This window comes from Pantoea sp. alder81, from assembly GCF_020179835.1.
Classification (GTDB): Bacteria; Pseudomonadota; Gammaproteobacteria; order Enterobacterales; family Enterobacteriaceae; genus Pantoea.
Window position 1 is genome coordinate 250,406 of sequence record NZ_JAIUDA010000007.1, and the last position, 24,186, is coordinate 274,591.

A 24,186-nucleotide genomic window follows, 5' to 3' on the forward strand; every position below is an offset into this window, starting at 1 on the left:
AAGTTTCTCGGTTCTCAGAGGAAGTTCAGGGCGGCATACCATGCCGCCCATCGGGTTGGTCAGTCAGGGGAGACTAACCGGGTCATTCGCTTACTTATAAATCGCTTTGCCGGAGCTGTCTTTGATGTTCGCTTTCCAGGCAGTGCGAATCTGGTTAGCAACGCTTTCTGGCAGCGCAGCGTAATCCAGTGCGGTTGCAGTTTTGCTGCCGCCTTTGTAAGCCCAGTCGAAGAACTTCATCACTTCAGCACCTTTAGCCGCATCAGCCTGCTCTTTGTAGATCAGGATGAAGGTGGTAGAAGATATTGGCCATGCATCTGCACCTTTCTGGAAGGTCAGGTCTTGAGCGAAAGATTTGCTCCAGTCTGCGCCTTTGGCAGCATTCGCAAAGCTAGCTTCGCTTGGTGCAACAGCTTTACCATCAGCATCCATCAGTTTGGTGTAGGTCAGGTTGTTCTGCTTAGCGTAAGCATACTCAACGTAACCGATTGAACCTGGCAGACGCTGAACGAAGGCTGCAACGCCGTCGTTACCTTTACCGCCCAGACCGGTTGGCCAGTTAACGGTGTTGCCTTTACCAATTTTGCTGTTCCAGTCGCTGTTGACTTTAGACAGGTAGCTGGTGAAAACGAAAGAGGTACCTGAACCATCTGCGCGGCGAACCACGTTGATGTTAGTGTCTGGCAGTTTCACGCCTGGGTTCAGTTTAGTGATCGCCGGGTCGTTCCACTTTTTGATGTTGCCCAGGTAGATGTCGCCAACGGTTTTGCCGTCCAGCGTCAGTTCACCTGATTTTACACCTGGGATGTTAACGGCCAGCACCACGCCACCGATAACGGTAGGGAACTGGAACAGACCATTTTTTTCCAAATCGGCATCAGCCATCGGCGCATCTGACGCACCGAAATCAACGGTTTTAGCGATGATCTGCTTAACGCCGCCTGAAGAACCAATACCCTGATAGTTGATTTTGCTACCGGTGGCTTGCTGGTATTCTGCTGCCCACTTGGCATAAACCGGTGCCGGGAATGTACCGCCAGCGCCAGTCAGATCGGTGGCTGCAAAAGCAGATACCGCGCTTACTGCGAAGGTGGCGGCGAGGATTCGGGCTACGGATGTACGCATCAGTGTCATGTTCCCTCCAGGGGATTCAAAAAAAATCAGGCTCAATGCCTTTTTTAGTAAGAGTCAGTGATTGCTGCTGGAGGGAAAATAGGACAGTTTGATGACAGTGAAATGTACGAAATATGACAGTTATATGACACCGATTAAAAAGCGAACGGGCCCGTTGCAGACCCGCTCTTTCTACTGATTATTCAACGGTAACTGATTTCGCCAGGTTACGCGGCTGGTCAACATCTGTACCTTTAATCAGCGCGACATGATACGAAAGCAGCTGTAATGGCACCGTATAGAAGATCGGTGCAATCACCTCTTCTACGTGTGGCAGAGAGATGATTTTCATGCCATCGCTATCGGTGAAACCGGCATCCTGATCGGCAAACACGTACAGCAGACCGCCGCGCGCACGCACCTCTTCAATGTTGGATTTCAGCTTCTCCAGCAGCTCGTTGTTCGGCGCGACCACGATAACCGGCATATCGGCATCAATCAGCGCCAGCGGGCCGTGTTTGAGCTCTCCGGCCGCGTAGGCTTCTGCGTGGATATAGGAGATCTCTTTCAGCTTCAGCGCGCCTTCCATCGCAATCGGGTACTGATCGCCACGACCAAGGAACAACGCATGATGTTTGTCAGAGAAACCTTCCGCCAGGCTTTCAATCACTTTATCCTGCGCCAGCATCTGCTCAATTCGGCTCGGTAGGGCCTGCAACGCATGCACGATTTCGTGCTCGGTTTCCGGCTTCATGCCATGCAGACGACCCAGTTTCGCCACCAGCATCAGTAGAACCGCCAGCTGGGTGGTGAAGGCTTTGGTCGAGGCCACACCAATTTCGGTGCCGGCTTTGGTCATCAGCGCCAGATCGGACTCACGCACCAGCGAAGAGCCCGCAACGTTACAGATGGCCAGCGAACCGAGATAGCCGAGTTCTTTTGACAGACGCAGCGCAGCCAGCGTATCGGCGGTTTCACCCGATTGCGACAGGGTGATCAGCAGGCTGTTTTTGCGCACCGCGGATTTGCGATAGCGGAATTCAGAGGCGATTTCCACATCACAAGGAAGGTTGGCCAGCGACTCAAACCAGTAACGCGATACCATGCCAGAGTTGTATGACGTGCCGCAGGCAATAATCTGGATGTGCTCAACCTTGCTCAGTAATTCTTCGGCATGGGGGCCCAGCTCGCTGAGATCGACCTGCCCGTGGTTAAAACGACCGGTAATGGTGTTTTTAATCGCGTTTGGCTGCTCGTAGATCTCTTTCTGCATGTAGTGGCGATAGGTACCTTTATCACCGGCATCGTATTGCGCAGTAGATTCAATTTCCGCACGTTTGGCTGGCTTGCCATCACGATCGATGATAGTGACTTCACGGCGGGTGATTTCAGCGATATCGCCCTCTTCCAGATACATAAAGCGGCGGGTCACCGGCAGCAAGGCCAGCTGATCGGAAGCGATAAAGTTCTCACCTACACCACGGCCGATCACCAGCGGGCTGCCAGAGCGGGCGGCCACCAGCACGGACGGATCGCGGCTGTCCATGATCACCATGCCATAAGCACCGCGCAGTTGCGGGATCACGCGCAGTACCACTTCGCGCAATGTGCCGCCCTGTTTCTGCTCCCAGTGCACCAGATGCGCCACCACTTCGGTGTCGGTTTCTGAGGCAAAGGTATAGCCGCGCTCAATCATCTGAGCACGCAGTGGCTCATGGTTCTCAATGATGCCGTTGTGCACAATGATGATGTGCTCAGAGACATGCGGATGCGCATTCGCTTCTGATGGCTCACCGTGGGTTGCCCAACGAGTGTGAGCGATACCGGTGCCACCAATCAGCGGCTGCTGCTCTGCGGCTTCGGCCAGATTGGCCACTTTGCCGAGACGACGCAGACGCGTCATGTGCCCCTGACGATCCACCACTGCCAGACCCGCAGAGTCATAACCGCGATACTCAAGACGACGCAGACCTTCCAGCAGAATTTCTGCGATGTCACGCTGCGCTACTGCACCAACAATTCCACACATAATAGTTTCCTGACTTCATGGCTTTCGGCCATTGCGTTGTCTTCTGACCTGATTTCCCCGAGCCTTGTAGAGAGTGGGGGATCTACCCTTCATACTTCAAATTTCAGGTGCGTTGGCTACGTGCATTCACCCCAGTCACTAACTTCAGTAAGCTCCTGAGGATTCATGCACTTGCCGCCATCCTGAAACTCGAATTATTTTGGGTATTTTTCTAACGGGCCGATCTTTGCCGGCCCTTAAAATTTATTTTTTCTTCACCGGACGCTGCCAGCCAGACTTCTGATTCTGTTCTTTACGGTTGTAGACCAAATCGGCGGCGGTGACATCTTTCATCACCGTGGTGCCTGCTGCAATGGTCGCGCCAGCTGCGATGGTGACCGGGGCCACCAGCTGGGTATCGGAACCGACAAACACATTGTCGCCGATGATAGTTTTGAATTTGTTGGCGCCATCGTAGTTGCAGGTAATGGTGCCCGCTCCAATGTTTACGCCCGCACCAATTTCAGCATCGCCGAGGTAGGAGAGATGGCCTGCTTTAGAGCCTTTGCCCAGCGTGGCTTTTTTCATCTCTACGAAATTGCCCACGTGCGCCTCTTCCGCCAACTCGCTGCCAGGACGCAAACGTGCAAACGGCCCAACGGTGCAGGCAGCGGCTAAGGTGGCATCTTCGATCACCGAATAGGGACTGATTTCACAATCATCACCAATCACGCTGTTTTTGATAATGCAGCCCGCGCCGATTTTCACGCGATCGCCCAGCGTCACCTTGCCTTCAATGATGACATTGGTATCGATCTCAACATCACGGCCGTGTGCCAGCGTACCGCGCAGATCAAAACGCGCCGGATCGCGCAGCATCACGCCTGCCAGTAGCAGCTTTTCGGCTTGCTCTGTTTGGTAAGCACGCTCCAGCGTGGCCAGTTGCAGGCGGTTATTCACGCCATCGGTTTCACTGATACGGGCAGGATGTACCGCGTTGATCACGCGACCTTCGTGATGCGCCATGGCGATGATATCGGTGATATAAAACTCGCCCTGGGCATTGTTATTGTTGAGCTGCGCCAGCCAGCGTTTGAGATCGCCGCCGTTGGCAATCAGGATGCCGGTGTTAATTTCCTGAATCTTTAGCTGTTCTGCTGAGGCATCTTTCTGCTCAATGATGCCGGTCACCGTGCCGTTTTCACGCACGATGCGGCCATAGCCGGTAGGATTGTCTAACACCACGGTGAGCAAACCGATTCCACCTTCAGGTTTCGCTTCACGCAGACGCTGTAAAGTGGCTTGCGAGATCAGCGGCACATCGCCATACAGCATCAGGATGTCTTCGTCATCGGCAAAGAAAGGCGCTGCCTGCTGCATTGCATGGCCAGTACCGAGCTGTTCAGCTTGCAGTACCCAGTTCAGGGTGTTGTAGGCCAGTTTCTCTTGCAGCAGATCGCCGCCGTGACCGTACACCAGATGCACCTGCTGGGCGCCAAGGCCGGTCGCCGCATCAATCACATGCTGAACCATCGGTTTGCCTGCCAGGGTGTGCAGTACTTTGGGCAGATCGGAATACATACGGGTGCCTTTGCCAGCGGCTAAAATCACCACACTCATTGCGCTTGTAGACATAACTATCCTGACTCAATTTATCTTTCGAAAGTGTAAGGTTTACCCCTGAGATTACTACATTTTTCTCGGACCGAAATTAGCGGATAGCGATGAAAGGGTGATCGGGGATAAAACCTGTGCTGACCCAGCCATCGTCGATGCATTGTGCCGATGCAATCGGTCGGCTTAGCACGACAAAATCGTACTAAGTCGTCGCGGCGAGATTTATCGCAGACAAAAAAAATGCCAACCCGAGGGCTGGCATTTCGTGACGCATAAAGCCTGATTACATCGCTTTTTTGGTCAGCTCGATTACACGCAGTTTCGCGATAGCTTTCGCCAGCTCCGCAGAGGCCTGAGCATAGTCCACGTCACCGTGGCTGCTGTTCATGTGCTCTTCTGCTTTGCGTTTCGCTTCCAGCGCGCGCGCTTCGTCAAGGTCTTCACCGCGAATTGCAGTGTCGGCCAGAACGGTAGTGCTACCCGGCTGTACTTCCAGCACGCCGCCAGAGAGGTAAATATACTCCTCTTCGCCGTGCTGTTTCACGATGCGAATCATACCAGGCTTGATGGCTGTCAGCAGCGGGGCGTGGCCAGGGTAAATACCCAGCTCACCTTCGCTACCTGACACCTGGATACGCTCAACCAGACCGGAGAACATTTGCTGCTCCGCGCTGACAACGTCCAGATGATAAGTCATAGCCATACTATTCCTCCTGGGAAACCGTTATTACAGTTTCTTCGCTTTTTCTACGGCTTCTTCGATAGCGCCGACCATGTAGAACGCCTGCTCTGGCAGGTGGTCGAATTCGCCTTCCATGATGCCTTTGAAGCCACGAATCGTGTCTTTCAGGGTCACGTACTTACCTGGAGAACCGGTGAAGACTTCAGCAACGAAGAACGGCTGAGACAGGAAGCGCTGAATCTTACGCGCACGTGCCACCAACAGTTTGTCTTCTTCAGACAGCTCGTCCATACCAAGGATGGCGATGATGTCTTTCAGTTCCTGGTAACGCTGCAGCAGAGACTGCACGCCACGCGCAACGTCATAGTGCTCCTGACCCACGATCAGTGGATCCAGCTGACGGCTGGTAGAATCCAGCGGGTCAACAGCTGGGTAGATACCCAGAGAGGCGATCTGACGGCTCAGCGTAACGGTTGAGTCTAAGTGAGCAAAGGTGGTTGCTGGTGACGGGTCAGTCAAGTCATCCGCAGGCACGTAAACGGCCTGAACAGAGGTGATTGAACCGGATTTGGTGGAGGTAATACGCTCCTGCAACACACCCATCTCTTCTGCCAGCGTTGGCTGATAGCCTACCGCAGATGGCATACGACCCAGCAGTGCTGATACTTCAGTACCGGCCAGGGTGTAACGATAGATGTTGTCGATGAACAGCAGAACGTCACGGCCTTCATCACGGAATTTCTCCGCCATGGTCAGACCGGTCAGTGCTACGCGCAGACGGTTACCCGGCGGCTCGTTCATCTGGCCATACACCAGCGCTACTTTATCGATAACGTTGGAGTCAGTCATTTCGTGGTAGAAGTCGTTACCCTCACGAGTACGCTCACCCACACCAGCAAATACCGAGTAACCTGAGTGCTCAGCCGCAATGTTACGGATCAGCTCCATCATGTTTACGGTTTTACCCACGCCCGCACCACCGAACAGACCGACTTTACCGCCCTTAGCGAACGGACACATCAGGTCGATAACCTTGATGCCGGTTTCCAGCAGCTCTTGCGAGTTAGCCTGATCTTCATAAGAAGGCGCAGCACGGTGAATAGAGGAAACCTCTACTGTGGTGCCGTCGTCATTCTGCAGGTCGCCTTTCATGTCGATTGGTTCGCCCAATACGTTCATGATACGGCCGAGGGTTGCTTTACCAACCGGTACCTGGATAGGTTTTTTCAGGTCGGTGACTTCCAGACCGCGCTTCAGGCCGTCAGAAGTACCCATGGCGATGGTACGCACCACGCCACCACCCAGCTGCTGCTGAACTTCCAGCACCAGACGAGCATCACCATTTTTTACCTCGAGAGCGCTATATACCTGCGGTACCGCGTCCTGAGGGAATTCGACGTCAACTACGGCGCCGATAATCTGGACAATCTTTCCAGCTGCCATCTTGAATCCTCTACCTAATTCGTAACCTGGTTAAACCGCGGAGGCTCCCGAGACGATCTCGGTAAGTTCCTGAGTGATGCTGGCCTGACGAGCTTTGTTGTAAACCAACTGCAGCTCTTTGATCAGGTTTCCGCCGTTATCGGTTGCAGCTTTCATCGCAACCATACGTGCGGCCTGCTCACTGGCCAGGTTTTCCACCACACCCTGATAAACCTGCGATTCGACATAACGACGCAGCAGGGTATCCAGCAGCGCTTTCGGATCGGGTTCGTACAGGTAATCCCAGGTCTTCGCCTTCATCTCTTCTTCACCTTCCGCTGGCGGTAACGGCAGCAGTTGGGTGATGGTCGGAGTCTGAGACATGGTGTTATTAAATTTGTTGCCGACGATATACAGCTTGTCGATGCGACCTTCATCATAGGCCTGCAACATCACTTTTACCGGGCCGATAAGATCAGACAGTGCAGGCTTATCGCCCATACCAGTGACCTGTGCCACGATGTTGCCACCGACAGAGCCGAAGAATGAATTACCTTTAGAACCGATAATCGCCAGATCGCTCTGCACGCCTTTATCGGACCAGGCCTTCATATCTGCCAGCAATTTTTTGAACAGGTTAATGTTCAAACCACCACAAAGCCCGCGGTCAGTCGAAACGACCAGGTAGCCGACGCGCTTAACGTCACGCTCATCCAGGTAAGGGTGCTTGTATTCCAGATTACCGAGAGCAAGGTGACCAATCACTTTGCGCATGGTATCTGCATACGGACGGCTGGCCGCCATGCGTTCCTGCGTTTTACGCATTTTGGAGGCGGCGACCATTTCCATCGCTTTGGTGATTTTCTGCGTATTTTTTACGCTTCCAATCTTACTACGTATTTCTTTTGCGCCGGCCATTAGCTTCTCCTCAAAGCCTTGCGGCCTGCCTTTTCAGACAAGCCGCCAGACATTACCAGGACTGGGTTGCTTTAAACGTTTCGAGCAAGCTTTTCAGCTTCGCTTCGATGTCGTTATTAAAGTTGCCCGCTTGGTTGATTTCAGCCATCAGCTCAGCGTGGTCGCGATCCGCGAACGCCAGCAGAGCGGCTTCGAAGCTGCCGATTTTCGCCAGTTCAACGTCGTTCAGGAAGCCGCGTTCAGCAGCAAACAGCACCAGACCCTGTTGCGCGACAGACATCGGCGCATACTGTTTCTGTTTCAGGAGTTCGGTCACTTTCTGACCGTGGCTCAGCTGTTTACGCGTTGCATCATCCAGATCAGATGCGAACTGAGAGAACGCAGCCAGTTCACGATACTGTGCCAGCGCGGTACGAATACCACCGGACAGTTTCTTGATGATCTTGGTTTGTGCAGCACCACCAACACGGGATACAGAGATACCCGGGTTAACGGCTGGACGAATACCGGAGTTGAACAGGTTTGATTCCAGGAAGATCTGACCATCAGTAATCGAAATTACGTTGGTCGGAACGAACGCAGAAACGTCACCCGCCTGAGTTTCGATGATTGGCAGCGCGGTCAGAGAACCGGTCTGGCCTTTCACTTCACCGTTGGTGAAGCGCTCAACGTAGTCAGCGCTAACGCGTGATGCACGCTCCAGCAGACGAGAGTGGAGATAGAACACGTCGCCTGGGAATGCTTCACGACCTGGTGGACGGCGCAGCAGCAGTGAAATCTGACGGTAAGCGATAGCCTGCTTAGACAGGTCATCGTACACGATCAGCGCATCTTCACCGCGGTCACGGAAGTACTCACCCATCGCACAACCAGCGTACGGTGACAGGTACTGCAGTGCTGCAGACTCAGAAGCAGAAGCCACAACCACGATGGTGTTAGCCAGCGCGCCGTGCTCTTCCAGCTTACGTACCACGTTAGAAATGGTTGACGCTTTCTGGCCAATCGCAACGTAGACACACTTGATGCCTGAATCGCGCTGGTTGATGATGGCGTCGATTGCCATTGCGGTTTTACCGGTCTGACGGTCACCGATGATCAGCTCACGCTGGCCACGGCCGATTGGAATCATCGCATCGACAGATTTGTAACCGGTCTGAACAGGCTGGTCTACTGACTGACGGTCGATAACGCCCGGTGCAATCACTTCAACAGGCGAGAAGCCGTCGTTGTCGATTGCGCCTTTACCGTCGATCGGTGCACCCAGGGTGTTCACCACACGGCCCAGCAGGCCACGGCCAACTGGAACTTCAAGAATACGGCCAGTACATTTAACCTTCATGCCTTCGGCGAGGTCAGCGTACGGGCCCATCACTACTGCACCAACCGAGTCACGCTCGAGGTTCAGTGCGATAGCGTAACGGTTACCCGGCAGGGCAATCATCTCACCCTGCATGACATCGGCCAGGCCGTGTACGCGGATGATACCGTCACTTACAGAAACAATAGTACCTTCGTTGTGAGCTTCGCTCACCACATTGAACTGAGCAATGCGCTGCTTGATCAGTTCGCTGATTTCGGTGGAATTCAGTTGCATATGCTCCAGTCCCCTTAAGACTGCAAGACGTCTGCCAGACGATCAAGACGGCCGCGTACGCTGCCATCTATCACAAGGTCACCCGCACGGATAACCACACCTGCCATTACAGACTTGTCAATTTTGCAATTCAGCTTAACTTTGCGTGACAGACGTTTTTCCATCGCGGCGCTGATTTTACTCAGCTGGCTGTCACTCAGGGTACTGGCAGAAATCACATCCACTTCGGCGGTCGCTTCATAAGCGTCACGCAGTTGGATGTACTGTTCCAGTACCGCTGGAAGTGCTGTCAAACGTCCGTTTTCCGCCATTACCTTAATCAGGTTCTGAGCGGGTTCATCAAGTTGATCGCCACAAACCGCGTTGAAAGAGGCAGACAAAGCTTCCGGCGCGATTGCACCGGAAAGAAGATCTGCCATCTGTTCGTTACGAGCCACTTCTGCGGCGAACGCCAGCATACTCTGCCAGCGATCGATACTTTGATGCTCAACAGCAAAGTCAAAAGCTGCTTTGGCGTAGGGGCGAGCTACAGTAATCAGATCAGACATCAGCCCCTCCCTCCTTACAGTTCAGCGACCAGTTTATCAACGATGTCGCTGTTAGCAGCTTCATCCACGGAACGTTCGATGATTTTCTCGGCGCCAGCTAATGCCAGCAACGCGACTTGCTTACGCAGCTCTTCACGGGCACGTGAACGCTCGGCTTCGATTTCTGCCTGCGCTTGTGCCACGATGCGGTTACGTTCAGTCTCAGCTTCGGTTTTCGCTTCGTCCAGAATCTGGGCACGGCGTTTGTTCGCCTGCTCGATAATGACCTGAGCGTCTTCTTTCGCTTTTTTCAGCTGGTCGGTCGCATTGGCCTGCGCGAGATCTAAATCTTTCTTCGCGCGCTCAGCAGAAGCAAGGCCATCAGCAATTTCTTTCTGGCGCTTCTCGATGGCAGCCATAATCGGCGGCCATACGTACTTCATGCAGAACGCGACAAACAGAATGAACGCGATGGCCTGGCCGAGGATTGTTGCATTAATGTTCACAGCACAATGCCTCTTATTAAGTTAACTTGCTCTGCCGCTATCAGCGATAAACGGCAGAATCCGTCCCTCATCACACCAGGTGCCATGAGTGAACAAGGCTACCAGGTTTAGGCGACAGCAAACATCACGTAGAGACCCAGACCTACAGCGATCATTGGGATTGCATCCACCAGACCCATTACAACAAAGAACTGCGTACGCAGCAGAGGAATCAGATCCGGTTGACGCGCAGCGCCTTCCAGGAATTTGCCTCCGAGGATGCCGATACCGATCGCAGCACCGATTGCCGCCAGGCCCATCATCACAGCGGCAGCCATGTACAGCAGATCCATATTCAGGTTTTCCATGACAGTCTCCAGTTTGTTTCAGTTAAAAGCTTAGTGTTGAGATAAAAAAATCAATGTTCTTCAGATGCCATCGACAGATAGACAATCGTGAGGACCATGAAAATGAAAGCCTGCAGCGAAATGATCAGGATGTGGAAAATGGCCCATGGCACATTCAACAACCACTGCGACCACCACGGCAGCAAGCCGGCAATCAGGATAAAGATCAGCTCACCCGCATACATGTTGCCGAACAGTCGCAGACCGAGTGAAACCGGTTTAGACAGCAGGCTAACACCTTCAAGAATCAGGTTGATTGGGATGAAGATCGGGTGATTAAAAGGCTGCAGCGTCAGTTCTTTGGTGAAGCCGCCAATGCCTTTCATTTTGATGCTGTAGAACAGAATCAAAATAAAGACGCCCAACGCCATAGACAGCGTGATGTTCACATCTGCAGACGGCACAACGCGCAGCGCTGGCAGGCCTAAATAGTGCTCACCGATAAACGGCAGCAAATCAATAGGCAGCAGATCCATGAAGTTCATCAGGAAGACCCAGACAAAAATCGTCAGAGCCAGCGGGGCGATAAGTTTGCTTTTACCGTGGTACATGTCGCGCACGTTGTTATCAACGAAACCGACAACCAGTTCGATAGCCGCTTGTAGTTTCCCTGGCACACCGCTGGTGGCGCTTTTTGCCACTTTACGGAACACAACCAGGAAAAGCAGTCCCAGTACCACAGAGAAAAACATGGAATCGATATTTAATACCCAGAACGTCGCAGGAGCGTCGTGCGGATTCACCAACTCGAAAGTACGCAGGTCCAACTGAAGGTTATTCAGGTGGTGACCTATGTATTCTTGCGGAGTAGAGATTTCTCCAGCAGCCATGATGCCTCTTACCCTTTGTTGTTAATTACAGCCGGCGCGACGATCTGCACCACCAGCACCGATAACCACGTGATTGCGAGAGGCCAGAAGACCGCTCCAAGCACACCTAACGCCACCATGAGAAGAATGACCGTCATGAAGACCTTGAACACCTCACCGAAGGCGAAGCTCCAGGCTACACGACCTTTGGCAGGCGTTTGATCCTGCAGGCGCCAGGCTAAAAACATAAACAACACATTCGGCAGCCAGGCTGCCGCTCCACCGGCGATGGCGGAAGCGCCCCAGGTAACATCTTTCAGAGCAAAGAGCGCGCCGATGATGACAAACGTCACCAGCTGGATAACCAGCACGGTTCGGGCTAATTTCGCACTGTAAAGAGACACTGACATGGCGTTGAACTCTCCTGCCCCCGAACGGGGTATGTCGCGTGTCGTATAAGACTGCCTTTACTCATTTGAGTCAAGCAGCAAAAGCCGTGCAAATTATACGGGCGTCACCTGCGATTTCAATCGGTAAGTAGCGAAAAGGTGAACAATTATTTAAATTTCTTTCTGGAGGGCTATTTTTCAAAACATCACCTTCCACTATGGCTCAGCTAAATCTCTGAAATTGCCGAGTTGGCTTGCTTTTAAAGCGTGCTTCAGATCACATTATAGGCAATGCACTGGTGGATGAATTTGTTTTAAGCATGAATTTTCAGATTTCAAAAGTGACTAAAGCTGTTTTTTATCATCATGATATAAATATCCATCCAGCATCAGGTTATGATTTTCGATAAAAACACTCTATTGACATCATACGCCGCAATAAAAACGTAAAACTGATATTACGCACGCCGATTTATTGCAGAGTTATATTTTCCGGCGTGACTATTTGCGCAAGTAAATACAGCCAATAAAGTGATCTAAGTGATAATGAAATGTGAAATGTTCGTTAAATGTAACAGAGCTTTTCGGATAATTTCCGTGGCGGTTGTTAACCGACTCACCCTGCCCTACCGAATTAAAGCTTTTGACTAAAAGTGTTCAACTGCTGCTTTTTTATTCAGCAAAATTTCACTGACTAAAGGTGCGGCGGGGGTTAAATCCGCACCTTTAATGTGGCTACTGGCGGGACAACACCACTAAATGACGCTCGCCATCCAGTTCTGGCACATGCAGTGATTCAATCTTCTCCACCACAAAGCCCGCTGGCAAGGCTGTAATTTCATCATCCGGACGCACACCTTTCAGCGCGTAGAAGCGACCTGAGGTGCCAGGCAAGTGGTGACACCAGTTCAGCATGTCTTCCAGTGAAGCAAAAGCACGGCTGATAACGCCATCGAACGGTGGCTCTGCGGGGAAATCTTCCACACGGCTCTGCACCGGAGTGATGTTAGTGAGTCCTAACTCATGCTGTACCTGACGCAGGAATCGAATGCGTTTACCCAGGCTATCCAGCAGCGTGAAATGCGATTCTGGACGCACAATTGCCAGTGGAATTCCCGGTAATCCAGGCCCAGTCCCTACATCAATAAAGCGCTCGCCCTGTAAATGCGGTTCTACCACGACGCTATCCAGAATATGGCGCACCAGCATCTGTTGGGGATCGCGTACCGAAGTCAGGTTATAAGCCTTGTTCCACTTGTGCAGCAATTCAACATAGCCAACCAGCTGCTGTTTTTGTTGATCGGTAAGGGAAATATTTGCCGCGTCGAGCAGCCGGGAGAGTTTGTTAATCACAAGGAAAATTCCATTAACGGGGGCGAGTGACCTCGCCCCAGGGTCGATCAGGCACTTTTACGCAGCAGGCCCTGTTTTTTCAGGTAAATCAGCAGAATGGAGATCGCTGCTGGGGTAATACCTGAAATACGCGAGGCCTGCCCGATGGAGGTAGGTTTATGATCGTTAAGTTTGGCGATCACTTCATTCGACAAGCCATTAACCTGACGATAGTCGAGATCGGTGGGCAGCAAGGTGTTTTCATTGCGCTGCTGGCGATCAATCTCTTCCTGCTGGCGTGCAATATAACCTTCATACTTCACCTGAATCTCAACCTGCTCTGCAGATTGCTCATCAGCTAATGCCGGGCCATAACTCGGCAACGTCATCAGTAGTTCGTAGGTCATTTCCGGGCGGCGCAGCAGATCTTCAGCGCTGGCTTCTTTGGTGAGCGGCGCACTGATCACGCTATTCACTTCATCCACGTTGTCTGATTTCGGGTGTACCCACAGTTCACGCAGGCGCTGACGCTCTTGTTCAATCGCTTCCAGCTTCTGGTTATAACGCGCCCAACGGGCGTCATCGACCAGACCCAGCTCGCGGCCTTTTTCTGTTAAACGCAGATCGGCGTTATCTTCACGCAGCATCAAACGGTATTCCGCGCGTGAGGTGAACATGCGGTACGGTTCTTTGGTGCCGAGCGTACAGAGATCGTCAACCAGCACACCCAGATAGGCTTGATCGCGACGTGGCGCCCAACCTTCTTTGTCCGCCGAAGCGCGTGCGGCGTTCAAACCGGCCAACAGACCTTGCGCCGCGGCCTCTTCATAACCGGTGGTGCCGTTGATCTGGCCGGCAAAGAACAGGCCGTGGATAAATTTGCTTTCCAGCGTTGGCTTCAGATCGCGTGGATCGAAGAAATCGTACTCGATGGCATAGCCAGGACGGATAATCTTCGCGTTCTCCAGCCCTTTCATCGAGCGGACGATCTGCATCTGCACGTCAAACGGCAGGCTGGTAGAGATACCGTTCGGGTAAATTTCATTGCTGGTCAGCCCTTCCGGTTCAAGGAAGATCTGATGAGCATTACGATCGGCAAAGCGCATCACTTTGTCTTCGATCGATGGGCAGTAACGTGGTCCGATCCCTTCGATGATCCCGGCATACATTGGGCTACGATCGAGGTTATTGCGGATCACATCATGCGTTTGTTCGTTGGTATGGGTGATCCAGCACGGCACTTGTTGCGGGTGCTGTGAAACATTGCCCATAAACGAGAACACTGGCATTGGCGTATCGCCATGCTGCGGTGACAACACCGAAAAATCGATGGTGCGTGCGTCAATACGCGGTGGCGTCCCGGTTTTTAGGCGATTTACACGCAGCGGCAAAGCACGCAGACGTTTAGCCAATGGAATGGATGGCGGATCGCCTGCACGACCACCGCTGTAGTTATCCAGACCAATATGGATTTTGCCGTCGAGGAATGTCCCGACCGTCAGCACCACGGTTTTTGCACGGAACTTCAGCCCCATCTGGGTCACAGCACCGACCACGCGATCGTTTTCCACAATCAGATCGTCAACCGCCTGCTGGAAGATCATCAGGTTCGGCTGGTTCTCCAACGCGGTGCGTACCGCCTGGCGATACAGTACACGGTCTGCCTGAGCACGGGTTGCTCGCACGGCAGGGCCTTTGCTTGCGTTTAGTATCCTAAACTGAATGCCGGCCTGGTCAATTGCGGTAGCCATCAGGCCGCCTAAGGCATCCACTTCCTTCACCAGATGTCCCTTGCCGATACCACCGATCGCCGGGTTGCAGGACATTTGTCCAAGCGTATCAATGTTATGGGTGAGTAACAGCGTTTGCTGACCCATTCGAGCAGCGGCCATCGCGGCTTCTGTGCCCGCATGACCACCACCAATTACGATGACGTCAAAAGGATCTGGATAAAACATGAAGTGGGTCCTCGTTAGTGTTCGGACAGGGATCGTTGCCCTGGGCGGTGGATTCTACTGAAATTCTGTGAGCGGCGATAGTCGCGGGATCCGATGGTTTAAAAGAAAGGATCTTTATTCTTTTATATGATCTTCCTATTAGATCTCTTATTAGGATCGCGATGATCTGTTGATAACCCTGAAAAGCCGTGTAATTACAGAAGATTAATGAGGATCATTAGCTGTTAGTGATCGGTGATCCTGATCCGTATAAGCTGGGATCAAAATGGCTACTTATGCACAGGTGAAAAAAGCATCACGGGTTGTTATTGGGATAACTACCGGTTATACGCACGTTTGAGGCTATGTTATCCACAGATAGCCGCGTAAAAAAAACAATAAAACAGCGTAATAAACTGGGGATCGTTCACTTTTCCCGATCCCCAACCGGCAAAGATCGTCTTAAATCTGCGTTTTCCAGGTCTCGACCCAGACTTCTGCCGGATCTTCAGGAATCTCATGTTCGAGAACGTCGATCTCAAGGCGATCGCCAATACGTTTGGCACCTAACTGGTTAAGTTGATCTTCCAGCAGCTTAATGGCCCCGCAGAAAAGGTCGTATTCATGGTTGCCGATACCCACTGCGCCATAGCGCACACCGGAAAGGTCCGGCTGCGTCTCCTGCAATGCTTCATATAAAGGAAGCAGATTGTCTGGCAGTTCGCCGGCACCGTGCGTGGAAGTCACAATCAGCCAGATGCCTTCCTGCGGCAGCTCTTCCAGCTCTGGCCCGTGCAGCACCTCGGTTGAAAAGCCCGCTTCCTGCAGTTTTGCTTCCAGATGTTCGGCGACGTATTCGGCGCTGCCAAGGGTACTGCCACTGATTAAGGTAATATCGGCCATGATGCTCTCCCGCACTAAAGGCGAGCATTGTACGCTGTGATCAAGCCGTGATCCACCTGTGGAAAACAGGGTTAATAACAGAAAGCATCAGGCGACAAGGCGCATCACTGGTGTGATCCGCCTGGGATAAGGTTGTGCACAGGAATGGGGAGAACTACGGCTTGATCGTGCGCATGATCGGGTTTTGCAACGAGATCAGCGTTTCGGTGGATTGGATTTCATCAATAGTCTGGATCTTATTGATCAACACCTGTTGCAGCGCATCGATGGATCGACACATCACCTTAATAAAGATGCTGTAATGGCCGGTGGTGTACCAGGCTTCCACCACTTCATCCAGTGCCTCCAACTTGCTGAGGGCTGCGGGATAATCACGCGCGCTTTTCAGAATGATGCCGATAAAGCAGCACACATCAAAGCCCAACTGACGCGGATCGATTTCCACGCGGGTGCCCAAAATAATGCCCGCCTGGCGCATTTTCTCCACGCGAACGTGAATGGTGCCGGGGCTGACATTGAACTGTTTGGCGAGCTCAGCATACGCGGTGCGCGCGTTTTCCAGCAGCGCATTGAGAATGCCGCGATCAAGGTTATCCAGTTGCAGTTGTTCCGCCATCATCCATCCTCTTTGAGTTCTTCTTCTATGAACAGTGGAGAATGTGCAGCAAATTAGCAGTGCAGGCAAGGTGCAGACCGCGTGCGAGCCGCAGTCTGCACGCTTTTTTTATCGCTTACGCCAGATTGTGAGCTGCGCTTCAGTATGTTGATACTTGCGCGCCGTCTCGCGGATCACGAACGGCACATCCTGCGGCGGCACCACTTCTTCAAAGGCATCACGCAATAAACGCTGCAAAGCCTGATAGGTTGTCAGTGCTTCACCGTTCTCACGCACGCCACCCAGCCAGTTCTCCTTCGGCGTGAAGTCTTCCAGCCAGGTATAAGGCGATGAGAGCACCAGCAGCCCACCAGAGCGGATCATCGGGATGACGTCCTGCAGGAAACGCTGTGGCTGACGCAGTCTATCAATCAGGTTTGATGCCAGCACCAGATCGTAGCGATCCGGCTGCGGTTTCAGGTTACAGGCATCGCCTTGTACAAACTGAATGCGTGCGGCTTGCTCGTCACTGAGGTTAATGTCCTTCAGGCGCACCTGGCGATATTCCACCAGCTCACCCTCTTCCGGCACCACATAGCGGAAGTCTTCACCAGAGGTGAGCTGCAACGCCACATCAATGAAGCGCGCCGAATAATCCATGCCAGTGACCGACGTGAAATGGCGTGCCAGTTCAAAACTGGCGCGGCCGGTGGCGCAGCCGAGATCCAGTGCCACACCTCGTTGCTTGCAGTGAGGCAGCAGTTTTTCCACCAGCGCCACGGCGTAATTCGGTACATCGTAGTAGCCTGGCCCGTACTGGAAATCGAGATACTGCGACACCATGCTGTCGGTTTCATATGGGTTGAGCGCCATGGTCTCTTCATGCGAGGAGACCACATAGCGGAAACCGGCATGCTGGAAGAAATGGCGGCGGAAAGCATAGCGAGCCGATTTCAACGCCTCGTTGCCGGTAGAAATCCAGCTGCCACCTTTAATCAGCGCGTGTTTGCCATCAAAGGTCGGCGTTGAGAAATCGTCATACAGCGGATGAACTTTGAAACCTTCGAAACCGTTGGTTGGCGTGGTGGTCCACTGCCAGACATTGCCGACGATGTCGAAAAACTCGCCCTGCGCAAAGCGATCCACCGGGCTGGATGAAGCCCAGTAAGCCAGATTGATATTGCCGGGCACGTCGATCCATTCAGGCTGATCGCCGCTGACTTGCTCACGCAGCTGCACCCATTCGGCTTCACAAGGTAGCTGTATCGATTTGCCGGTTTCTTCCGCCATCCAGCGGCAGAACGCGGCAGCTTCAAGCTGATTCACTTCCGCCGGCCAGTCCCACGGCATCGCCACTTCTTCAGCCATTAAACGCAGTTTAAGCTGATCGGGCTGCGATATGTCGCCCACCCAGAAGGTGGGCATCTGCGCGCCAGAGAATTCACGCCAGCCCCAGCCTTCCTCATCCCACCAGCGCTGATCCAGATAGCCGTTAGCGGCGATAAAGCGATAAAACTCGGCGTTGCTGACCAGCATTTTACTGGCCTTAAAGGGTTTGAGCTCCGTTACCTGACTGCCGTATTCGTTATCCCAGCCGTAAGTATCATCCGTTTTGCCTTGCTGCACGCGGCCACCAGGCATCGCTATCAGCGAGTTCTCCGGAACCGATGCGCGATCGTGGCGTGCCTGCGGACAAACCGGCCAATGCGCCTGCGGATTTACCCATTCTATCGGTAGCTGACGGATCAGCACGCTGGAGGTTTCCAGATGGATACGCTCGTGTTCAATGCCCATCAGCACCACCCAGGCCGGCCTTTCCCACGTAATCGGCAGTTCGAGCGGCATGGTGCGGATAAATTCGCTCACCAGGTTTTTAACTTTGCCGCGATAGTCACGCACCTCTTCCACCGTTGGCCAGGCGTAATGGCTGTCATTGAGATCGTCCCAGCTCATCTCATCCACACCGATCGCCATCATCGCTTCAATGCGATCGTCCACACGGTCATCCAGATAGCGGCCTGCCATCAGCTTATTCATATAGAAAGTGGCGGTGTGACCAAAGTAGAAGATCAGCGGATGGCGCAACGAGATCGCTTTGTTGAAATAGGCGCGTTCGTCGGCAAGGCAATCAAACAGGCTTTCGTACAGATCCCAGGTTTGGGTGAAATACGCCAGCAGCTCGCTCCGTTTTTGTTCGGCGTTTTGGCCGGAGAGCTGCAAAGTGCGGGTCGGTGCAGGAAGTTGGGCGGTAGTCACAAGATGCTCCAGATGCTCAGTGTGCGAACTAATCACTATAGCAAATAAGCATTTCTGTCAGATGAATTAGCGTTTCCAGCGGCGCAGCAGGCGGCTTTTCAGTCCGGTGTCGAAGCGCCAGATGTGATCGAAGATGCGCAGAATGCCCGGTTTACCGTGGAGCGACATCGCCACCGCATGAAAACGTTGTTGATGCTGGCGCTGGCGTTGCTTGATAGCGTTGATGGTGTCATCCGGTAAACGCTGGGCGATAAAATCTGACACGATCACCGCATCGGCTTCATCCCAGATACTGCCTTCCATGCGTTTTACGACTGCAGTAAGGCAAGCCGCCAGATCGGTGCCGCCGCGAAAGCGCTGGCTGAGGAAGCGGATGGCCTGTTCGATGCCGCTGTCGGCAGTGAGTTCATAACCGATCACCTCATGGGCGAACAGCATGATGTAGCAGCGACGTTTATCGGCCAGCGCGACTTTCAGCAGAGCCAGGCAGAAGGCCTTGGCGCAGCGCTCATTGAATCCGCCCATTGAGCCCGAAGTATCCACGCAGACGATAAAGGGGCCGCGCGGCTGCGCTTCATGTTGCTGATGGCTGACCGGGCGCAGCGTGACTTTCTCGTGCCAGGCATCGCCCTGCAGTTGGTAAGTCAGCAGGCGTTTTTCCACCAGGCGGCGATAAAATTCCAGCTCCAGTTCGCTAATACTCAAGGCAGCCAGTTCGGGCGGCAGCAAGCGCAACACATCGTCGCTCTGATGAATGCCGCTGACCTCTTCCGGCACATGATCTGGCTCGCGCACCATTTGGTGAAATTCTTCCAGCGGCGCATCCTGTGACGGGACCGATTTGGCTTCGCGACTGCGGCCCAACTGCTGCGCCAGTTTCATTAATTCCGGCTGCTGCGCGAGAAAATCGCCATATTGCACGATCAATTCATAATCGCCGTGCTGTAACGGGGCTTTGCTCATATCCCACAGGCGACCCGCGGCGGCTTCATCATCATCGGTAAGAATCGGTGCCAGCTGGCCGCTGATCGCCATACGCTGTTGCAGTTCGGCCATCAGGCGTTCGCGCTGCTCTTCCAGGATAGTTTCGTTCAGCGTCAGGGTCTGCAGCGTCAGGCTGAGTCGCCAGCGTTGCAAAAATAGCGTGTGCTGCGCATTGCTGAGCTGCTCATTTTCGTTGTGCAGCAGCAGCTTGCTGGCCTCTTCGATAAACGGCGAGGGCAGGCTTTTTAGCTGCGACATGATGTGGGGAAGCTGGTGGGTGAAATCCTGGGTGCTAAGTAACTGCATCTGCTGAAACAGTTGAAACTCCTGCGCCAGTGCTTCCGGCACCGGGGTGGTTTTCATCTGCTCAGCGATCTCGGTACGCCAGCGTGGTAAATCGCGCATTAAGGCTTGTTTCATACGCGGAAACTTTTCAAAAAATAGCGCCAGCTGTGGCGACGCGAGCAGGGCCAGAATCAACTCTTCGATTAACTCAGTCTCGCCAATCGATAGCAGCGTGCTCAGCGTCTCCAGTGAGATCATTTACGCGCCTGTTTCAGCTGTTCCGCCACATCCTGCAGGCTGGTTTCAATGCGTGCCAGCCAGTCATCGCTAATAAACAGGCAGCGCTGGTGCTGGCTGAACAGCGTGCGCTGGGCGCGCAATTGCGTATCCAGCGCATCGTACTCATCCAGAATCTCCTGCGGCATGTCGCTGCTGCTGCTGGCTCCGGGAAGCGTTAAGCGCGTGGATTGCAAACTCACATCGCGCAGTGTCAGGCAGTGATGCGCATCCACCAGCAGATCAAGTGTCTGACCAAAGCCGATGCCGTTCAGCTTTCCGCGGATTTCACCGCCTTTCAGCAACCACTGATCAAGCGCCTCATGGCCAATAAGCACATGCGTCACCTGCATATCGTGCAGCGTCAGCGGCTGTTGCAGCATCAGAGTCAGTTGTTCGTCGGTGATGGCAGCAGGCAGTTCGTAATGCGGTTTGCGGCTGAACATGCCGCTGTGTTTTTCCAGGGTCAGTGCTTGCGCCACGCTCTGCTGCTGTTGCAGTGCCAGACGACGGCCTTTGATCTGCTGCAGCTTGTGCAGCAACGGCTGCTGCTGCCAGGCGTGTTGCGTCATCAGCACATCGATTTCACGATCTAATAGCTTCATCGAGGTGACGTCGTGCCACAGGCAATCTTTCAACAAGATGATATCAATTGGCGCAATCGTCACGCGGCCACTGTAAAACGCACTGGCTTGCAGTAGGTGGATGGCTTTTTTCCAGCGACGGTCGGAAATGTACGGCGCATCAGGCAGCGTTTCCAGCTGCTGGCGTAACTGATAAATCAGTTCAAACACATGATCGGGCAAGCTGACCTGACTGATGCCTTTCTGCCACTGATGATACTCTTCATCGCTAATGCGCAGCGCTTCTGTCACCGGATTATCGTTTTCGTCCTGCTGGTGGGTGAGCATGCTGCGGAAGTTTTGTTTCTCGTGCACGTTGTCCAGCCACAGCCGGATCAACATGCGGTCATACAGCGCTTCCAGCCCGCTGTCCGCTTCCGGCAACTCGTTGGACGCGGTGACCAGCAGGCGCATCGGGATCTTTTCTTCACTGTCGCCGTTACGGAAGCGGCGTTCGTTGATGGCGGTCAGCAGAGTGTTCAGAATCGCCGGGCCGGCTTTCCAGATTTCATCGAGGAAGACGATTTCCGCATCCGGCAGATAGCCTTTGGTTAATCGCTGATAGCGACCTTCATCTTTCAATGCCTGGATAGACAAGGGACCAAAGACTTCTTCAGGCGTGGAAAAGCGGGTCATCAGGTATTCAAAGGCGCGGGCGTTTTGGAAGGCGTATTTCAGGCGGCGGGCAATCAGACTCTTAGCAATACCCGGCGGCCCCAGCAAAAATACGCTCTCGCCACTCAATGCCGCCAGTAAGCACAGGCGGATCGCATGATGCCGCTCATACAGCCCTTTCTCCAGGGCGTTGCTCAGGCGAGAAATTCTTTCTGCCAAAAGATGGGGTTGAGCCATAATCACATCATTGTCCTTCTGATCCTGGAGCCGTCATATTCTGGCGAGCGCAATACTCTACTGGTTATCATGCTTGATTGCGTTGATAGCCGTCAGCTTTTTTGTTTCAGAAGGTTGAGGCGAGAGAACTCGCTGCTTCAGGCGGTTTTTAGCACCTAATTTCGGCGAAAAACCGCCTCGCTGACGTCATGATGACATGTTGTAAGAGTAGGTTTTTTTGGGAATATGTGCATACTGTGCGCTTTTTGATGGCTTGAGCGGTAGGCAAGTGCCTCATCGGCTCCAACAAAAGACAACTTATGAGCTCGGATAAGAAGCAGTCCCTTGGCGCAGTGACACTCGCCGCGATTGGCGTGGTGTATGGCGATATCGGTACCAGCCCGCTCTATACTTTGCGTGAATGTCTCTCTGGTCAGTTCGGCTTTGGCGTGGAACGCGAAGCGGTATTTGGCTTTCTCTCGCTGATCTTCTGGCTGCTGATTTTAGTGGTATCACTGAAATACATCAGTTACGTGATGCGGGCCGATAACGCCGGTGAAGGCGGGATCCTGACATTGATGTCACTGGCCGGGCGCCATACCGGTGCCAGAGCCACGGCTGTGCTGGTTATCATGGGTCTGATTGGCGGCAGCTTCTTCTATGGTGAAGTGGTGATCACGCCCGCGGTGTCGGTGTTATCCGCGATTGAAGGCCTGGAGATCGCCGCGCCTAATCTGGATACTTATATCGTTCCGCTGGCGATTGCGGTGCTGACGCTGCTGTTTGTGATTCAAAAGCACGGTACTGGCATTGTCGGAAAGCTGTTCGCGCCGGTGATGTTGGTGTGGTTTATCATTCTGGCAGTGCTGGGTGCGCGCAGTATCATTGGCAATCCTGATGTGCTGCATGCCATGAACCCGTATTGGGCGATGCACTTCTTTATCCAGTACAAAACGGTGTCGTTTTTCGCCCTCGGCGCGGTGGTATTAGCGATTACCGGTGTGGAAGCGCTGTATGCGGATATGGGCCACTTCGGCAAATTCCCGATTCGTCTTGCCTGGTTTATCGTGGTGCTGCCCTCGCTGGTGCTGAACTACTTTGGTCAGGGCGCGCTGCTGCTCAAACATCCCGAAGCGATCAAAAACCCCTTCTTCCTGCTGGCGCCGGACTGGATGCTGATTCCAATGCTGATTCTGGCGACGCTGGCCACGGTTATCGCTTCTCAGGCGGTGATTTCAGGCGTGTTCTCGTTAACGCGTCAGGCGGTGCGTTTAGGCTATCTGCCACCGATGCGTATTGTGCACACCTCGGAAGAAGAGTCGGGTCAGATTTATATTCCGGTGATCAACTGGCTGCTCTACTTCTCCGTGGTGATTGTGATTGTCGGCTTTGAACACTCCAGCAACCTGGCAGCGGCTTACGGCATCGCGGTGACCGGCACCATGGTGCTGACCGCGATTCTCTGCTCCACGGTGGCGATTCAGAACTGGCACTGGAACCGTTATCTGGTGATTGTGATCTTGATCGGCATGCTGTGTATCGACGTGTCGCTGTTCTCGGCTAACCTGGTCAAAGTTTTCTCCGGCGGCTGGTTGCCACTGACGCTGGCGCTGATGATGTTTATCGTCATGACCACCTGGAAAAGCGAGCGCTTCCGCCTGCTGCGTCGTATGCATGAGCACGGCAATTCGCTTGAAGCGATGATCGCCTCGCTGGAGAAATCCCCGCCGGTGCGCGTGCCGGGCACGGCGGTGTATATGTCGCGTGCCCTGAACGTGATTCCGTTCGCTATGCTGCATAACCTTAAGCACAACAAAGTGTTGCATGAGCGTGTGGTGCTGCTAACGCTGCGTACGGAAGATGCGCCTTATGTGCACAATGTGCGTCGCGTCACCATCGAACAACTGTCGCCAACATTCTGGCGCGTGGTGGCGAGTTACGGCTGGCGTGAAACCCCGAACGTGGAAGAGATTTTCCACCGCTGCGGATTGGAAGGCCTCAACTGTCGCATGATGGAAACCTCGTTCTTCATGTCACATGAGTCGTTGATTATCGGCGATCGTCCATGGTATCTGCGTCTACGCGGCAAACTGTTCCTCGCACTGCAACGCAATGCGCTACGCGCGCCGGATCAGTTTGAAATCCCGCCTAACCGCGTGATCGAGCTGGGAACCCAGGTCGAGATCTAGGGAT

The 24,186-nt window shown here is 53.4% G+C and carries 20 protein-coding genes; 1 reads left to right on the forward strand and 19 read right to left on the reverse strand.

Going from position 1 to position 24,186, the window contains the following annotated elements:
* Positions 1–90: 90 nt before the first annotated feature.
* The 19 genes from pstS to ravA form a co-directional block, all read right to left on the reverse strand.
* Entirely contained in the window at positions 91–1,134 is a 1,044-nt protein-coding gene (pstS, locus tag LBW88_RS19240; protein ID WP_224933641.1) for a phosphate ABC transporter substrate-binding protein PstS, read from the reverse strand.
* Positions 1,135–1,312: 178 nt separating this feature from the next.
* Entirely contained in the window at positions 1,313–3,142 is a 1,830-nt protein-coding gene (gene glmS / locus LBW88_RS19245; protein WP_224933640.1) for a glutamine--fructose-6-phosphate transaminase (isomerizing), read from the reverse strand.
* 243 nt (positions 3,143–3,385) lie between these two features.
* Complete coding sequence (gene glmU / locus LBW88_RS19250) at positions 3,386–4,756, reverse strand: bifunctional UDP-N-acetylglucosamine diphosphorylase/glucosamine-1-phosphate N-acetyltransferase GlmU (protein ID WP_224933639.1); 1,371 nt, start codon at positions 4,754–4,756, stop codon at positions 3,386–3,388.
* Between the two features lie 265 nt (positions 4,757–5,021).
* Positions 5,022–5,441: a F0F1 ATP synthase subunit epsilon gene (locus tag LBW88_RS19255; protein ID WP_034830038.1), complete on the reverse strand. Its 420-nt coding sequence runs from the start codon at positions 5,439–5,441 to the stop codon at positions 5,022–5,024.
* Between the two features lie 24 nt (positions 5,442–5,465).
* Positions 5,466–6,863, reverse strand: coding sequence for a F0F1 ATP synthase subunit beta (gene atpD, locus LBW88_RS19260; RefSeq protein WP_224933638.1), 1,398 nt, complete (start codon positions 6,861–6,863; stop codon positions 5,466–5,468).
* Between the two features lie 30 nt (positions 6,864–6,893).
* Positions 6,894–7,760, reverse strand: coding sequence for a F0F1 ATP synthase subunit gamma (gene atpG, locus LBW88_RS19265; protein ID WP_200573961.1), 867 nt, complete (start codon positions 7,758–7,760; stop codon positions 6,894–6,896).
* Between the two features lie 52 nt (positions 7,761–7,812).
* A complete protein-coding gene (gene atpA, locus LBW88_RS19270) occupies positions 7,813–9,354 on the reverse strand; it encodes a F0F1 ATP synthase subunit alpha (protein ID WP_224933637.1) in 1,542 nt (513 codons plus the stop codon).
* A 14-nt stretch (positions 9,355–9,368) separates the two neighbouring features.
* Positions 9,369–9,902 carry a F0F1 ATP synthase subunit delta gene (gene atpH / locus LBW88_RS19275; RefSeq protein ID WP_224933636.1) on the reverse strand — a complete coding sequence of 178 codons (534 nt, stop codon included), beginning with the start codon at positions 9,900–9,902 and terminating at the stop codon, positions 9,369–9,371.
* A 14-nt stretch (positions 9,903–9,916) separates the two neighbouring features.
* Entirely contained in the window at positions 9,917–10,387 is a 471-nt protein-coding gene (atpF, locus tag LBW88_RS19280) for a F0F1 ATP synthase subunit B (protein ID WP_034830044.1), read from the reverse strand.
* Between the two features lie 107 nt (positions 10,388–10,494).
* Entirely contained in the window at positions 10,495–10,734 is a 240-nt protein-coding gene (gene atpE / locus LBW88_RS19285) for a F0F1 ATP synthase subunit C (RefSeq protein WP_003849523.1), read from the reverse strand.
* A 50-nt stretch (positions 10,735–10,784) separates the two neighbouring features.
* A complete protein-coding gene (gene atpB / locus LBW88_RS19290) occupies positions 10,785–11,603 on the reverse strand; it encodes a F0F1 ATP synthase subunit A (protein WP_224933635.1) in 819 nt (272 codons plus the stop codon).
* An 8-nt stretch (positions 11,604–11,611) separates the two neighbouring features.
* A complete protein-coding gene (atpI, locus tag LBW88_RS19295) occupies positions 11,612–11,992 on the reverse strand; it encodes a F0F1 ATP synthase subunit I (protein WP_100701633.1) in 381 nt (126 codons plus the stop codon).
* Positions 11,993–12,706: 714 nt separating this feature from the next.
* Positions 12,707–13,324: a 16S rRNA (guanine(527)-N(7))-methyltransferase RsmG gene (rsmG, locus tag LBW88_RS19300; RefSeq protein ID WP_224933634.1), complete on the reverse strand. Its 618-nt coding sequence runs from the start codon at positions 13,322–13,324 to the stop codon at positions 12,707–12,709.
* 47 nt (positions 13,325–13,371) lie between these two features.
* On the reverse strand, positions 13,372–15,261 hold the full coding sequence (mnmG, locus tag LBW88_RS19305) for a tRNA uridine-5-carboxymethylaminomethyl(34) synthesis enzyme MnmG (protein WP_224933633.1): 1,890 nt from the start codon (positions 15,259–15,261) through the stop codon (positions 13,372–13,374).
* Between the two features lie 441 nt (positions 15,262–15,702).
* Positions 15,703–16,143, reverse strand: coding sequence for an FMN-binding protein MioC (mioC, locus tag LBW88_RS19310; protein WP_224933632.1), 441 nt, complete (start codon positions 16,141–16,143; stop codon positions 15,703–15,705).
* A gap of 154 nt (positions 16,144–16,297) precedes the next feature.
* Positions 16,298–16,759, reverse strand: coding sequence for a transcriptional regulator AsnC (gene asnC / locus LBW88_RS19315; protein WP_034830053.1), 462 nt, complete (start codon positions 16,757–16,759; stop codon positions 16,298–16,300).
* A 108-nt stretch (positions 16,760–16,867) separates the two neighbouring features.
* Entirely contained in the window at positions 16,868–18,994 is a 2,127-nt protein-coding gene (gene ovoA / locus LBW88_RS19320) for a 5-histidylcysteine sulfoxide synthase (protein ID WP_224933631.1), read from the reverse strand.
* Positions 18,995–19,060: 66 nt separating this feature from the next.
* Positions 19,061–20,521, reverse strand: a complete 1,461-nt coding sequence (gene viaA / locus LBW88_RS19325; RefSeq protein ID WP_224933630.1) for an ATPase RavA stimulator ViaA — start codon at positions 20,519–20,521, stop codon at positions 19,061–19,063.
* Positions 20,518–22,014: an ATPase RavA gene (ravA, locus tag LBW88_RS19330; RefSeq protein WP_224933629.1), complete on the reverse strand. Its 1,497-nt coding sequence runs from the start codon at positions 22,012–22,014 to the stop codon at positions 20,518–20,520. Before ravA ends, viaA begins: the two co-directional genes overlap by 4 nt.
* Before the next feature lie 299 nt (positions 22,015–22,313).
* Between ravA and kup the strand changes: the two genes are divergently transcribed.
* Positions 22,314–24,182 (forward strand): low affinity potassium transporter Kup, encoded by a 1,869-nt coding sequence (gene kup, locus LBW88_RS19335; protein WP_224933628.1) that lies wholly within the window; start codon positions 22,314–22,316, stop codon positions 24,180–24,182.
* Positions 24,183–24,186 lie beyond the last annotated feature (4 nt).

Coding starts and splice junctions, on each gene's coding strand:
- atpA (WP_224933637.1), bottom strand. CDS start 9,354: ATGCAACTGAATTCCACCGAAATCAGCGAACTGATCAAGCAGCGCATT.
- atpB (WP_224933635.1), bottom strand. CDS start 11,603: ATGGCTGCTGGAGAAATCTCTACTCCGCAAGAATACATAGGTCACCAC.
- viaA (WP_224933630.1), bottom strand. CDS start 20,521: ATGATCTCACTGGAGACGCTGAGCACGCTGCTATCGATTGGCGAGACT.
- kup (WP_224933628.1), top strand. CDS start 22,314: ATGAGCTCGGATAAGAAGCAGTCCCTTGGCGCAGTGACACTCGCCGCG.
- glmU (WP_224933639.1), bottom strand. CDS start 4,756: ATGTCTACAAGCGCAATGAGTGTGGTGATTTTAGCCGCTGGCAAAGGC.
- ravA (WP_224933629.1), bottom strand. CDS start 22,014: ATGGCTCAACCCCATCTTTTGGCAGAAAGAATTTCTCGCCTGAGCAAC.
- atpD (WP_224933638.1), bottom strand. CDS start 6,863: ATGGCAGCTGGAAAGATTGTCCAGATTATCGGCGCCGTAGTTGACGTC.
- mnmG (WP_224933633.1), bottom strand. CDS start 15,261: ATGTTTTATCCAGATCCTTTTGACGTCATCGTAATTGGTGGTGGTCAT.
- pstS (WP_224933641.1), bottom strand. CDS start 1,134: ATGACACTGATGCGTACATCCGTAGCCCGAATCCTCGCCGCCACCTTC.
- mioC (WP_224933632.1), bottom strand. CDS start 16,143: ATGGCCGATATTACCTTAATCAGTGGCAGTACCCTTGGCAGCGCCGAA.
- atpI (WP_100701633.1), bottom strand. CDS start 11,992: ATGTCAGTGTCTCTTTACAGTGCGAAATTAGCCCGAACCGTGCTGGTT.
- LBW88_RS19255 (WP_034830038.1), bottom strand. CDS start 5,441: ATGGCTATGACTTATCATCTGGACGTTGTCAGCGCGGAGCAGCAAATG.
- glmS (WP_224933640.1), bottom strand. CDS start 3,142: ATGTGTGGAATTGTTGGTGCAGTAGCGCAGCGTGACATCGCAGAAATT.
- asnC (WP_034830053.1), bottom strand. CDS start 16,759: ATGGCGGAACAACTGCAACTGGATAACCTTGATCGCGGCATTCTCAAT.
- atpH (WP_224933636.1), bottom strand. CDS start 9,902: ATGTCTGATCTGATTACTGTAGCTCGCCCCTACGCCAAAGCAGCTTTT.
- atpG (WP_200573961.1), bottom strand. CDS start 7,760: ATGGCCGGCGCAAAAGAAATACGTAGTAAGATTGGAAGCGTAAAAAAT.
- atpE (WP_003849523.1), bottom strand. CDS start 10,734: ATGGAAAACCTGAATATGGATCTGCTGTACATGGCTGCCGCTGTGATG.